The sequence below is a fragment of the Pseudaquabacterium terrae genome (assembly GCF_013266755.1).
GTDB classification, from domain to species: domain Bacteria; phylum Pseudomonadota; class Gammaproteobacteria; order Burkholderiales; family Burkholderiaceae_C; genus Pseudaquabacterium; species Pseudaquabacterium terrae.
The window spans coordinates 496,503-510,268 of record NZ_JABRWJ010000002.1; the positions used below are offsets into that span (position 1 = coordinate 496,503).

8 protein-coding genes are annotated in these 13,766 nt (G+C 67.7%); all 8 read left to right on the forward strand.

Features of this window, described 5'->3' with window-relative positions; translation table 11 throughout:
• Nucleotides 1-113: 113 nt before the first annotated feature.
• The 8 genes from HLB44_RS07400 to HLB44_RS07435 all read left to right on the forward strand — a co-directional run bounded on the left by HLB44_RS07400 (nucleotide 114) and on the right by HLB44_RS07435 (nucleotide 13,766).
• Entirely contained in the window at nucleotides 114-4,877 is a 4,764-nt protein-coding gene (locus HLB44_RS07400; RefSeq protein ID WP_173121907.1) for a beta strand repeat-containing protein, read from the forward strand.
• A gap of 221 nt (nucleotides 4,878-5,098) precedes the next feature.
• A complete protein-coding gene (locus tag HLB44_RS07405; RefSeq protein WP_173121908.1) occupies nucleotides 5,099-5,752 on the forward strand; it encodes a hypothetical protein in 654 nt (217 codons plus the stop codon).
• The gene (locus HLB44_RS07410; protein ID WP_173121909.1) at nucleotides 5,749-7,554 is read left to right on the forward strand and encodes a type I secretion system permease/ATPase; all 1,806 of its coding nucleotides are present in this window, start codon (nucleotides 5,749-5,751) and stop codon (nucleotides 7,552-7,554) included. The genes HLB44_RS07405 and HLB44_RS07410 overlap by 4 nt, the downstream gene beginning before the upstream one ends.
• On the forward strand, nucleotides 7,551-9,332 hold the full coding sequence (locus tag HLB44_RS07415; protein WP_173121910.1) for a type I secretion system permease/ATPase: 1,782 nt from the start codon (nucleotides 7,551-7,553) through the stop codon (nucleotides 9,330-9,332). The genes HLB44_RS07410 and HLB44_RS07415 overlap by 4 nt, the downstream gene beginning before the upstream one ends.
• Complete coding sequence (locus HLB44_RS07420) at nucleotides 9,329-10,693, forward strand: HlyD family type I secretion periplasmic adaptor subunit (RefSeq protein ID WP_173121911.1); 1,365 nt, start codon at nucleotides 9,329-9,331, stop codon at nucleotides 10,691-10,693. The genes HLB44_RS07415 and HLB44_RS07420 overlap by 4 nt, the downstream gene beginning before the upstream one ends.
• 5 nt (nucleotides 10,694-10,698) lie before the next feature.
• A complete protein-coding gene (locus tag HLB44_RS07425) occupies nucleotides 10,699-12,066 on the forward strand; it encodes a TolC family outer membrane protein (RefSeq protein WP_173121912.1) in 1,368 nt (455 codons plus the stop codon).
• Between the two features lie 11 nt (nucleotides 12,067-12,077).
• Nucleotides 12,078-12,932: a peptidylprolyl isomerase gene (locus HLB44_RS07430; RefSeq protein WP_173121913.1), complete on the forward strand. Its 855-nt coding sequence runs from the start codon at nucleotides 12,078-12,080 to the stop codon at nucleotides 12,930-12,932.
• 45 nt (nucleotides 12,933-12,977) lie between these two features.
• Nucleotides 12,978-13,766, forward strand: a complete 789-nt coding sequence (locus HLB44_RS07435; protein ID WP_173121914.1) for an ABC transporter permease — start codon at nucleotides 12,978-12,980, stop codon at nucleotides 13,764-13,766.

A 13,766-nucleotide genomic window follows, 5' to 3' on the forward strand; every position in this document is an offset into this window, starting at 1 on the left:
TCAGCGCCGGCTTATGGCGCCGACGCTGATTCGAGTGTGGGCCGGTCGTTGATCATCCACCCTCGGTTTCTTTGCAAAGAAATCAATCTCTGAACTCATCAGGAGCGTACTGAATGGCTATCCCCAGCTTCTCATCTACCGTGGTCGCACGTGCCGCTGCGGCGCTTTACGGCATCCAACTCGGCAACGCCACCATGACGTCGGTGCTGGCTGAAGCCAACCTGGGCGGCGGCGGCATCGGCGCGCTGATCAACGGCGTGTACGCCCGCGACTTCGGCACGAAGTCCGCCCACGATGTGGCCGTGCTGGTCACCGCCAACCTGGGCATCACCGGCGCCGGCGTGACCGACGCTGTGGCCTACCTCGAGAACCTGCTGAACACCACGCCCGCCGCCGAGCGCGGCATGGCGATTGCCGACGCTGCTGCGCTGTTCTCCGGCCTGACCAGCGATGGCGTCTACGGCGCCGCTGCCTCCGCGTTCAACGGCCGCATCGCCTCGGCGGTGGCCTACGCGCAGACCGCTGGCACGATCGACCGTCCGTTCAATGCCGGCGCGAGCCTCGGCATGACCATGGGTCAGGACTTCCTGAGCGGCACCCCGGGCAACGATGTCATCCAAGCCCGTATCTTCAACAACAGCAACAGCTGGCAGTCTGGTGACTGGACCGACGGTGGCGCCGGCAACGACCGCATCGAAGCCGACATGGGCTCGTCGGCAGTCTTCTCGGTCACGCCGGAAACCACCGGCGTCGAGCAGATCGCTGTCCGCGCTCAATCGCATCAGACCGATTCCGGTGACAACAACGTTTCGAACTTCTCGCGCGTTCAGATCGATGCCGAGCGCATCGTCGGCGCCACGCGGTTCGAGTCGAACAACAGCCGCGCTGATCTCATCTTCGAAGACGTCCGGATCCTGCCGTCGCAGATCACCAAGGACATCACGATCGCCATGGTCGAAACCGACCCCGGCCATGTCGACTACGCGGTGTACTTCGACCAGTATTCGCTGAAGAACCAAGTCAGCAACACCTCGTCGATCAACCTGCAGATCATGGACACGGTTGCCGCCGCGGCCGGTCTGGCACCGCTGCTGAACAGCAACTACGGTGCGTTCACCTTCACGGTCACGATCGGTGGCGTTGCCCGCACCGTCACGCTGGGCTCGCAGGCGATCCAGGACGCGCAGACGTACGCTCAACTGGCTGCTGCCTTCCAGACTGCCCTGAACGCCGAATTCGGCGCCGGCGTCGCGACGGCCACCGTCGGTGACAACTTCACCGTGGTCGACCCCGCCTCGCGCATCGCGGTCACCGGTCAGAACATCGTGCTGACCACCAACACGCTGGCCACGTTCTCGACCCCCGCGGGCTCGGGCTGGCTGGCGGACGGCGTGGCTCCCCCGGCGTCGAACTTCTACACCAACTTCTTCACCGGCACGACCGCATCGGCCAGCCTGGTCACGTCGACGGTCATCCTCGACGACGTGGGTCGCGGCTCCACCGGCGGTGAGCTCGTCATCGGCGGCCTGTCGGTCGGCACGACGTCCTCGTCGCTGGGCGTTCAGCGCTTCGAAATCGAAGTGCGCGACAACAGCAAGCTGGAGTCGATCAACTCGACCAACAACACGCTGCGTGAAGTCACCATCGTCAACGGCGTGACGACCAGCAGCTCGCACGCCTACGTCCCGACCGTCCAGGACGCCGGCAACCTTACGGTGAACGGCAACGCCGGTGCCAACGGCGCCAACGTCAGCGGTTCCAGCGGTCGCGTCCCCGTCAGCACCATCACTGACGCGGCCACGGCTCCTGGCAATAACGCCATCAATGGCGTTCAAAGCACGACGAATGTCCTGGCTCCGATCACGACGTTCGGCTTCAGCGATGTTCGCCTGATTGACGCATCGACGATGCGCGGCAAGTTCGAGTTCACCGCCCAGGTGACCGCGTCCTCGCTCGCCAAGTACCTGAACCTGAAGGACATCCAGAGCAACCCGGCCGGCGACAACATCGCGTTCACCTACAACGGTGGCACGAACGACGACACGATGTGGGTGCGTCTCGATACAGGCTTTGCTGCCAGCCGCAACACCATCATGGTGGGTCGCGAGGACTTCACCTTCACGGCCAACGGCGGTACCGGCAATGACTGGATCAACGTCGCGCTGACGCCAACCCCCGGTGGCGACCAGGCCTGGTACACCAACCAGAAGCTGAACAAGAACCTCACGATCAACGGCGATGCGGGTGACGACGTCATCCGCAAGCCGGGTGCGGGTGATTTCATCATCAATGGCGGCACTGGCCTCGACACGGTCTACGCCGACAACTCCGGCACGCAGGCCATCGCGGCCGGCAACGCCAGCCTGGCCGGCGCGGTCTACACCGCGGCGGAAGCAGCAGAACTGGCTGCAGCGCTCGCGCTGGCCAACCTCGCCAACTCGACGAACGATGGTGCCGCTGTGGCGCCGCAGCCCGCCAACACCGGCAACCCGAATCCGCTGGGCCAGGCGGACACCACGGTCGCCGCGTTGAATACGCTGGACCTGTTCCTGCCGGTGACCTTCGTCGACCCGGCGGATGCCACGCTCCCGCTGGTGGTGTCGCATGCCAACCTGAAGACTCAGATCGACAACGCCTACGCGGCCGGCGCGCTGACCGTGGCGCAGCAGCAAGCGCTGTATGTTGCCTACAACGTGGCGAGCGCTGGCACGATCATTACGCCGGCAACGCTGGTGGCCCGACCCGACATCACCGACGAAGTGGCGGTGGCAGGCAACCTGACGGCTGCCGAGTTCGCGGCCGGCAATGCGGTGCTCGATGGGTACCTCGTGGCAGCAAGGGCCGCCGCGGCGACGGCCGATGCCGCCGACGCTCGGGTAGCCACTGAAGCAGGCCTGTTGAACGCCACGCAGCTCGCGGTGGTCAATGCGCAGCTTGCGGTCAATGGTGTCTTCAGCTGGGAAGCCGACGAGACCATCGCTGGCATCAACCTGAACGGCAACGGCACGGCGGTGGTCCTGAACGGGCTGACGGCGCTCCGGACCGCCCTGGTCCTTGGCGCCACCGACGCGGCTGTGCTCGCGGCGCTGGTGAACGCTCGTGACAACCAGATCATCACCGACGCGGAGGCAACGGCGCTGCTGAACGCCTCCATCTCTGGTGGCGCTGGCACGGTCGACGCGGCCGAGCTGTTCGCGATCCAGGTCATCCTGGAGCCGATGATCGCTACTGCAACGGCGCTCAACACGGCGGCCAACGACGCGTTGACCGCTGCGATCGCTGCCAATAACACGGCAGTGCGCACGGCAGCCGGTATCGTTGGTGCAGACCCGTTCACTGCGGCGGCGTCGGCTGTCGCCAATGACTTCGTTGGTTCGACCGAGGCTGCTGCGGCTGCCACGGCCGCGCAAACGGCTCTGACGGCGTTCAACAACGCCACGCTGAACCCGGCACTGGCGCTCCAGGCCGCCCTGGCCGCGCTGAAGAGCGCGATCGCAGTGGGCGTTTCGGACCTGAACGTGACCCTGCTCACCGCAGCCGCGGTGGCCGCAGGCACGATCACGGCTGGTGACAAGGTCGCCATCGACAACGCGTCGGGCGCGACCCCGACCGCGGCTGCCGACACGGTGAACCTGACCGAGAAGAACGCCACCGACGTCCTGATCACCGCGCTGCAGGTTGCGAACAACGCCGTGGTTGCCCAGGCTCAGCAGGAAGCCGCGACGCTGACCGCCATCCGCGACGCCACCGCATTCGCGTCAGCTCAGGCGCTGGCTGCTGCAAACGCAAGCCCGGGCGCCGGAACCGGCCCGTTCGACGCGACCAGCAGCCGGGCAGTGTGGGTGCTGAACACGGCCAGCCAGGCGGCGGTCTCGACCGCCCCGGGTACGCCGTACGTGCTCGCCGTCAACGACGAGCGCAATGTCTTTGACCTGAAGTCCGACGCGAACAACACCTACAACTTCTTCGCGGCACGGGTGACGGTGACGTTCAAGGACATCACCGCGAGCGTCGAGATCCCGAACACGGGCTTCCGCACCAGCGATCTGCAGATCAACCAGGCCATCAAGGACGCCATCAACAACAACGTGGTGCTGAACAAGCTGATCAGCGCCACGGATGGCCCCGCGAACACCCTGGTGATCACCTCGCTGATCGATGGCGTGATGTCGAACGCCAACTTCGGTGTGGCGCTGACGCTGCCGGCTCTGGCTGGCATCGTTGACGTCGCCGGTGCGGCTGCCGTCTACGGCACCGCCTCGACCGCTGAAGCTGTCCTGGCCGCCATGACGACGGCCCTGGCTGCGTTCAACACGAAGGGTGACTACGTCGACCAACTGGCTGAAACCGGTGCCTTCGGCGGCAACGCCCAGGTCACGGGCGCTGCCAGCGTCACGACCAGCGACAACACCATCACCCCGGGAGATGGCAACGACGTGACCGTGCTGGGTACGACGGTGGGTACGGATGCGCTGCTGTCGAGCAACGACCGCGTCGTGTTCGGTGCCAACTTCGGCAACGACACGGTCGTGCACTTCCAGGCGGGTGCGCAGACCACGGGTGGTGACGTGCTGGTGCTGGCGGCTCTGGGTGGCAGCATCCTGGGCACGGCGTTCAACGTCAACAACTCGATCAACGTCGCGAACGAGACGACGGCGAACGACACGGCTGCCGAGATTGCCGCGCTGTTTGCCGATTCGGCGACCGCTCAGACGCACGTCTACATCGCTGTCGACATCCTGACCAACATCGGCAAGGTGTACACCGTGTCCGATGCGGCAGGTACCGCCGCGGGCAACGTGACGGCCACCCTGGCCGGCACGATCGACCTGGCCGACACGCTGTGGAGCACGCTGACCGCCGACAACTTCGCCTGATCGAAGTAGCAACCCCCGCCGCAGGGCGGGGGTGCGCCGAGTGGCAACACCCGGCGCTGCAATGCAAAGCCGCGCTGCGAACCAGCGCGGCTTTTTTCATTCCATTCCCGCCCACGCTATCGCGGGCTAATTGGTGGCGTGAGCGGCCACCACGTCGCAATGGCCCCACGATCGTGGTCAAGTAAGAATGTTCATATAAGGACCTGCTACACTCGCGCCCCGTGAAGCCCCAGGTCGCACTGAACATTGCCCTCCATCCGGGCCAAACCGAACGGCTGATCCATTTGCAGCAGATGTTCGCCCAAGCCTGTAATCACCTTGCTCCCATCGTCCAGCAGACACGCTGCTGGAACCGCGTGGCCTTGCATCACATGGCCTATCGCGGGCTGAGAGAGCAGTTCCCGATGCTGGGCTCGCAGATGGCCTGCAATGCAATCTATTCCGTCTCGCGTACCTGCCGTGCGCTCTATCAGAACCCCAGCAGCCCGTATGCGCTGCACAAGCTCGGCAACGGCCCGCTGCCCCAGGTGCTGTTCCTGCCGCAGTCACCGGTGTACTTCGATCGCCACACGCTCAGCCTCAAGAACGGCCGTGCATCGATGTACACGCTCGACGGGCGCATCAAGTTCAACCTCGACCTCACCGAGGCCCAGGAGGCGCGCTTTCGCAGCTCGCGCCTGCGCGAGATCGTCATGAGCACGCAGGCTGCCGGCCTGGTGCTCACTTTCACCTTCGACGATCCGCAGGCCGACGACGCCGAGTTCGACCTTCGCAATGCCGACCTGCCCGAATACGTGCTCGTCACCGACAACACCCCGCCACCACCCGTCATGCCGCCGCTCTCGCTGACCCCCAACAAGGAGTCTCTCCAATGACTCAAGCGGCTCCTGGCCAGCCCGCCCCCGGGATCGTCCTCACCGTCATCCTGAAGCAGCGTGCCCACCTGCAACGCGCCATCTGGTACAGCCTGGTCATCGGCACGCTGCTGCTGCTGGTGCCGTCCTGGTACATGTTCGAGGTCTACGGCCGCGTGCTGAACAGCCGCAACACGACCACGCTGCTGTGGCTGCTGGTGATGGTGATGGGCGTGTACGTCGTCGTCGAAGTGCTCGACCTGGTGCGCTCGCGGGCGCTGCACGCGGTGGCCGAGGCCTTCAACAAGGTGCTGAAGGAACCCGTCTTCGACGCCGTGTTCCAGGCCAACCTGAAGAAGCAGCCCGGCGGCACGACCCAGCCCTTCAATGACCTGAAGGCGTTGCGCGACTTCATCGCATCCCCGTTCGTCACTGCCGTCCTGGACACCCCCGCTGCCGTGATCTGCCTGGTGCTGCTGTTCGCGCTCGGCTTCTGGCTGGGCGTGCTGGCGCTGATCGGTGCCGCCGTGCAGGTGTGGCTGATCTGGCTGACCCAGCGCCGCACGATGCCGTTGCTGACGAATGCCAGCGTGGCCTCGATCGCAGCGCAGAACTACGCCTCGAATGCGCTGCGCAACGCGCAGGTCATCGAGTCGATGGGCATGCTCGGCCGCGTGCACGCCCAGTGGGTCAAGCGCCAGAACAAGTTCCTGGCCCGGCAGGCCGAAGCGTCCGATTACGCCGGCATCACGTCCGCCGTGGCCAAGATGCTGCAGGTGATGCAGGGATCGGTGCTGCTGGGCGGCGCCACCTGGGCGATGCTGCACAACAACCTGTGGGGCGGCGGCGGCATGGTGATCGTCGCCTCGATCCTGGGGGGACGCGCGTTGCAGCCGCTGGCGCAGCTGGTGGCTCAATGGCGCACCTTCGTGCAGGCCCGCGATGCCCAGCAGCGCATGAACAACCTGCTGGCCAACTTCGCGCCGCCGGAGCCGTCGATGCCCTTGCCCGCACCCGAGGGCAAGCTGGTGGTCGAAGACGTGCAGGCCGGCGCGCCGGGCAGCCCGCTGCGCATCCTGCACGGCGTGAAGTTCACGGCGATGCCCGGCGAGCTGACGCTCATCATCGGCCCGACGGCGTCCGGCAAGAGCACGCTCGCCCGCCTGCTGGTCGGCGTGTGGCCTTGCGCAGCCGGCAAGGTGCGCCTCGACGGCGCGGACGTGTACGCCTGGGACAAGCAGCAGCTGGGGCCGCACATGGGCTACCTGCCGCAGAACGTCGAGCTCTTCGACGGCACCGTGGCCGAGAACGTGGCGCGCTTCGGTGATGTCGACATGGACGCCGTGAAGGCCGCCATCGAAATCACCGGCATGCGTTCCACCATCGAAGCGCTGCCGGACGGCTACGAGACCCGCATCGGCGACGACGGCGCCGTGCTGTCGGGCGGCCAGCGCCAGCGGCTGGGCCTGGCGCGCGCGCTCTACGGAACCCCCAAGGTGCTGGTGCTCGACGAGCCCAACTCCAGCCTCGATGCCGCGGGCGACAAGAACCTGCTCGAACTGATCACCCGACTCAAGACCGCGGGAATGACCATCGTTGCCATCACGCACCGCAATACCCTGATGCCCGCCGTCGACAAGATCGTGCTGCTGCACGACGGCAAGGTGCTCGCCTTCGGCCCGCGCGACGAAGTGCTCGGAGCGCTGGCCAAGGCGAACGAGATGCGCGCTGCAGCGGCCGCCAAGCCGGCGGCGCCCGTGGCGGCGCCGGCCGGACCGTCCTTGACCGTCATGCCCATGGCGCAGCCGGGAGCGAAGGCATGAGCAACTCCAAGCAAACCGATGGCGTGAACGCGCCCGAGCTGAAGGCCATCCTGCTCGGCTTCCGCCGCGAAGTGGCGTGGGTGGCCGTCTTCGGCATCTTCTCCAACCTGATGATGCTGACGCCGACGCTGTACATGATGCAGGTCTTCGACCGCGTCATGCTCAGCAACAGCGAGTACACGCTGGCCGCGCTGTCGATGCTGGCGGTGGTGCTGTACCTGGTGATGGGTTTCGCCGACTGGGCGCGTTCGCGGCTGCTGGTGCGGGTCGGCACGCGTTTCGACACGCTGGCGCAGCGCCAGATCTTCCGCGCCAGCTTCGACGCCAAGCTGCGCAGCACCACGAGCGCGAACCCGCAGGCCCTGAACGACCTGACGCAGCTGCGCCAGTTCCTCACCGGCAACGGCATCTACGCGGCGGTGGACACGCCCTGGGTGCTGGTCTTCACCGCGGCGCTGTACCTCATCCACCCGTGGCTGGGCTACGCCGCCGCCGCCTTCGTGGTGCTGATGCTGGGCGTCGCAGTGATCGGCAGCCGAGTGATGGGGCCGCTGCAGGAGAAGGTGCAGGCCGCGCAAGTCGACAGCAACACCTACCTCGCCGGCAAGCTGCGCAATGCCGAGACGGTCGAGGCCTTCGGCATGCTGAAGCACTTTCGCCGCCGCTGGCTGTCGATCCACGATCGGCAGACCGAGGTGCAGTCGCGCGCCCAGGAAGCCACGCACCGCCTGCAGACCGTGACCAAGTTCGTGCAGTACGCGCAGCAGTCGCTCGTGCTCGCGCTCGGCGCGGTGCTCGCGATCAACGGCCAGATCAGCGCCGGCGCCATGCTGGCCTGCAATGCCTTGATGGGCAACGCGCTGCGGCCGATCGGCCTGGCCGCCGGCAGCTGGGGCCAGTTCATCGACGCGCGCGCCGCCTATCGCCGCATCAGCAAGCTGCTGCAAGAGCATCCGCCCCGCAATGACGGCGCCGACGAGGTGCCCGACCTGAAGGGTCAGGTCAGCCTGCGCGGCCTGGTGGCGAAGGCCGCCGGCCGCACGCAGCCGATCCTCAAGGGCATCGACCTGGAGTTCCGCGCCGGTGAGGTGGTGGCCATCGTCGGCCCCTCGGGCGCCGGCAAGTCCACGCTGGCGCGCTGCCTGATGGGCATCTGGCCCGACACCGAGGGCGAGGTTCTCATCGACGGCACGCCGCTGCAGCGCTGGCCGCGCGACGCGATCGGCGCCCGCATGGGCTACCTGCCGCAGGACATCGAGCTGTTCGAGGGCACGATCGAGGAGAACATCGCGCGCTTCGAGGACGGCCGGGACGAGGACGTCATCCAGGCCGCCAGACGCACCGGCATCCACGACATGGTGCTGCGCATGCCGCGCGGCTACGACACGCCGATGGGCGAGGCCGGCAACACTTTGTCGGGCGGCCAGCGGCAGCGCATCGGCCTGGCGCGCGCGATCTTCGGCGACCCCGCGGTGGTGGTGCTGGACGAACCCAACGCCAGCCTCGACGACGCCGGCGAAGCCGCGCTGGTGAGCGCCGTGCGCGACCTCAAGACCCGCGGCACCACCGTCTTCATGATCGTCCACCAGCAGAACCTGCTGGCCGTGGCCGACCGCGTGCTGTTCCTCGAGAACGGCCAGGTCACCCGTTTCGTGCCGCTGGTCGCGCAGAACCAGGCCAACGCCAACGCCGGCGGCGCCCAGTCGCCTTCCGCATCCTCGGCCGCTCCCGCTGGCCAGAACGAGATCGTGGCCCGCGCGGGCCCGAGCACACCATGAGCAACACCACTCCTTTGCGGCGGGTCCCTCCCGCATCCCCGGCCGACGTCACCGATGTCGACGATTCGGCGTTGAAGAGCGACACCCGGCCGGTCATCCGCCTCGGCTTCTGGGTGCTGATCGTCGGTTTCGGCCTGTTCCTGCTGTGGGCGGCGTTCGCGCCGCTCGACGAGGGAGTCTCCGCACCGGCCACGGTGTCCATCGAGACGCGGCGCAAGACGATCCAGCACATGATCGGCGGCGTCGTGCAGACGGTCACCGTCAAGGAAGGCCAGCAGGTCAAGGAGGGCGACGTGCTGATCACGCTCGACGATGCGACCGTCCGCGCCAACCACGAGGCCATTCGCCAGAACTACCTGTCGCAGCGGGCCCTCGAGAGCCGGCTGCTGTCGGAGATCGCGGGCGCCGGCACGATCAACTTCCACCCCGATCTGCGCGCGAGCAAGGATGCCATCGCGGCCCAGCACATGCTGGTGCAGCAGCAGCTGTTCAACTCCAGGCGCGCCGCCCAGCAGGCGGAGCTCGCCGCGGCCCGGCAGTCGATCGCCGGCACCGAGGGCCAGATCTCCGGCCTGCGGCTGATGCTCGACAGCCGCAAGGCCCAGGCCGGCATCCAGGACGAGCAGGTGAAGAACGTGCGCTCGCTGGCCAACGACGGCTTCGCGCCGCGCAACCAGGCGCTGCAGCTCGAACAGGCGCAGGCCGAGCTGCGCACCTCGATGGCCGACCTGCAGACCAACATCCAGCGGGCCCAGAGTTCGATCGCGGAACTGCGGCTGAAGATCGCGCAGCGCGAGCAGGAGTACCTGAAGGAAGTGTCGACGCAGCTGGCCGAAGTGCGGCGCGAGGTCCAGGCGAACCAGGAGAAGCTGGTCGCCATCGGCACCGACCTCGGCCGCATGCAGATCAAGTCGCCGGTGGCCGGCCAGGTGATCGGACTGCAGGTCGCCGGCCAGGGTGGCGTGGTGCAGCCCGGCCAGCACCTGATGGACATCGTGCCCCAGGGCGCGTCGCTGCTGCTCGACGCCAAGGTGCCGCCCCACATGATCGACCGCGTCAAGGTCGGCGAGATCGCCGAAGTGCGCTTCTCGACCTTCGCCGACGCGCCGCAGCTGGTGGTGCACGGCAAGATCGTCTCGCTGGCCGGCGACTCCATCAACGAGCAGGTCGGTGGCAACGTGCTCACCTACTACCTGGCCCGGGTCGCGATCACGCCGGAAGGCCAGAAGGCGCTCGGCAACCGCGTGCTGCAGCCGGGCATGGTGGCCGAAGTGCTGATCAAGACCGGCGAGCGCTCGCTGCTGACCTACATGCTGCATCCGCTGATGAAGCGCATCGCCACGGCGATGACCGAGGAGTGAGCACGATGCGACGAGCGATCCGCCGACTGCGCTTCACCGCGATCGCCGCGGCCCTGCTCGCCGCCGGCAGCGCGCAGGCGATGAACTTCGCCGAGGCCGTTGCCGCGGCACGCAGCAACGATCCCGCCTACCGCGGCGCCGGGCACGAGCTCGAGAGCACGCGCCAGGGCGTGCCGATCGCGCGCGCGGCGCTGCTGCCGCAGGTTGGCCTGGCGGGGTCGTACGCCGACGTGCACGGCACGCGCAGCTTCTTCAACGCGCAGGACCAGGAAGCGAAGGTCGGGGTCGCGTACAACGCCCCGCATGCCTCGCTGCAGATGCGCCTGCCGCTGTTCAATGCCGAAGCCAGGGCCCGCCTGGACCAGGCCGAGGTGCAGGTCGACCAGGCCGAAGCGAACTACCGCGGGCGCGGCCTGGACCTGATCGATCGGGTCGGCACGGCCTACCTGCGAACGCTGCTGGCCGCCGAGACGCTGGGCCTCGCGGAGCAGGAGCGGGTGTCTGCCGAGGGGCAGCTGAAGCGGTCTGCCGAGCGCTTCCGGCGCGGTGAGGGCACCCGCAGCGAAGAAGCGCTGGCGCAGTCCAACCTGGACGTCAACCGGGTGAAGGTCTTCGAAGCGAAGGACCAGCTCGAGAACGCCCGGCGCGCGCTGCAGCGCCTGACCGGCCGCGCGACCACCGACCTCAACCAGATGAACCCCGAATTCGTGCCCGACGAGCCGGCGCAGGGCGGCTTGTTCGAATGGCTCGAGACCGCGGTGCGCAACAGTCCGACCATCCGCGCCCGGCAGCAGGCCTTGCTCGCCGCGCAGTTCAACGTCAAGCGCCAGTCGGCCGGCCACCTGCCGCGCGTGGACCTGGTGGCCAGCATCGCCCGCAGCGAGAACGAATCCCTCACCAACCTGGGCCAGACCTCGGTGCTGAAGACACTCAGCCTGCAGGTCAATGTGCCGATCTACAGCGGCGGCGGCGTCAGCGCCGGCGTCAAGCAGGCGGTGGCGGAGCAGGCGAAGGCGGAGGAGGCGATCCGCGAAGAGCGCGAGAACGTCGAGACCGAGGTGCAGCGCAACTACCTGCTGGTGGCCAATGGGGCCGCTCGCGTCCAGGCCTACCGCCGGGCTGCCGAATCGAGCCAGGTGGCGTACACCGGCGCCGTGCGGTCGCAGGAAGCCGGCCTCGGCACCACGGCCGACGTGCTCGACGCCCAGGTGCGGCTCTTCGCCGCGCGACGTGACCTGGCCGCGGCGCGCTACGACTACCTGTCGGCCCGCCTGCGCCTGAAGGCCCACGCCGGCCTGCCGCTGGACGAGGTGACGAACGACATCGACCGGCTGCTGCCGCTGCCCCTGACCACCGCGTTGAAACAGCCTTGAGTCCGCTTGCCATGAACCTTTCGCTCTTCGCCCGCCCCGCCGCGCTCGCGGCCCTCGTCGGCCTGTCCGCCTGTGGCGGCGGCAGCTCCGAGGGCCCGGCCGTCGCCACCCTGCAGGCCTCGCCGGCGATGTTCGGCCGCACGACGACGGTGACGGTGCAAGGCAGCAACCTCGACAGCAGCGTCACCGCGTCGATCGAGCCCGGCTGTACCCAGATGACGCGTCTTGCCGGCGGCAACGCGAACAGCCAGAGCTTCAGCTGCAGGATCTCGTGGCTGGGCGACCTGCGCGTTCGCATACGCAAGGAAGGCGGCGCCGAGCTGGCATCGCTGCGCCTGGACATTCCCCTGCCGCAAGTGGCCTTCAACGTGGCCAGCGGATCAGCGACCGGCCGCTTCGTCGTCGAGCTCGATCCGGAGAAGGTGCCGGGGACCGTCGACAACTTCCTGGGCTACGTCAACCAGTCGACCTGCTTCTACCGCAACACGCTCTTCCATCGCGTTATTCCGAACTTCGTCGTGCAAGCGGGCGGGTACACCGCGAACCTGACCACCAAGAACGAAGGCAAGGGGCCGCCGGTCGCGCTCGAGACGAACCGCGGGCTGTCGAACCTGCGCGGCACCATCGCCATGGCGCGCACGGATGATCCGAACTCGGCGACCTCGGAGTTCTACGTCAACGTCAAGGACAACCCCGAGCTCGACTACGCCAGCGCAGCCAAGCCCGGCTATGCCGTCTTCGGCAAGGTGGTCAGCGGCCTGGAGGACATCGATCGCATCGCGAACGCGCCGACGACGTCCAAGGGCCTGTTCCCCAACGCGCCGGTCACCGAGATCACCATCACGGGCTGCGGCCAGACGAAGTGATGCCGCGGCGACCGATCCCCCCTGCACGCCAGCGGTGCTGAGCCGATGCGCTGGCGCATCGAACACCTGCCGCTCGCCTGGCCGCTGGCCCGGCGCGACATTGCCGCGCGCTATCGCGGCAGCCTGGTCGGCGTCGGCTGGGCGCTGCTCGCGCCACTGGCGATGGTGGCCGTCTACGCGCTCGTCTTCCAGGGGGTCTTCAAGGCGCGCTGGGCCGGCAGCAGCGAGGCGGCCGGCGGGGTCGACTTCGCGGCGCGGCTCTTCGCCGGCCTGATCGTCTTCTCCGCGGTGGCCGAGGTGGCCACCCGCGCGACGCGGCTGATGCAGGACAACGCCAACCTGGTCAAGCGGGTGGTGTTTCCGCTCGAGCTGCTGAGCGTCGCGCTGGTGATGCAGGTGGCGGTCCACACGGCGCTGCAGATGCTGGTGCTGGCCGCGCTGCTGATCGCCATCGGCGTCGGCCCGCAGTGGTCGTGGCTGTGGCTGCCGGCGGCCTGGGCCTGGTCGGTGGCGCTGCAACTGGCGCTGGCCCTCGGCCTGGCGGCACTCGGCTGCTACCTGCGCGACCTGCAGCAGGCCGTGCCGCTGGTGATGTCGGGGCTGCTGTTCCTGTCGCCCGTGTTCTATCCCGGCGCGGCGGCGCCGCAGGCGCTGCAGTCGCTGCTGCAGTTCAATCCGCTGACGGCGCCGATCGAGCTGTCGCGGGCCGCGTGGTTCGGCGATCCGATCGCCTGGTCGCCGATGCTGCTGTCACTGCTCGGCCTGCTGATCGCGCTGCCGTTGGCGCACGCGCTGTTCCAGCGGCTGCGGCCGGGCTTTGCCGATCTCGTGTGA

Coding starts and splice junctions, on each gene's coding strand:
- HLB44_RS07415 (WP_173121910.1), top strand. CDS start 7,551: ATGAGCAACTCCAAGCAAACCGATGGCGTGAACGCGCCCGAGCTGAAG.
- HLB44_RS07410 (WP_173121909.1), top strand. CDS start 5,749: ATGACTCAAGCGGCTCCTGGCCAGCCCGCCCCCGGGATCGTCCTCACC.
- HLB44_RS07435 (WP_173121914.1), top strand. CDS start 12,978: ATGCGCTGGCGCATCGAACACCTGCCGCTCGCCTGGCCGCTGGCCCGG.
- HLB44_RS07425 (WP_173121912.1), top strand. CDS start 10,699: ATGCGACGAGCGATCCGCCGACTGCGCTTCACCGCGATCGCCGCGGCC.
- HLB44_RS07430 (WP_173121913.1), top strand. CDS start 12,078: ATGAACCTTTCGCTCTTCGCCCGCCCCGCCGCGCTCGCGGCCCTCGTC.
- HLB44_RS07420 (WP_173121911.1), top strand. CDS start 9,329: ATGAGCAACACCACTCCTTTGCGGCGGGTCCCTCCCGCATCCCCGGCC.
- HLB44_RS07400 (WP_173121907.1), top strand. CDS start 114: ATGGCTATCCCCAGCTTCTCATCTACCGTGGTCGCACGTGCCGCTGCG.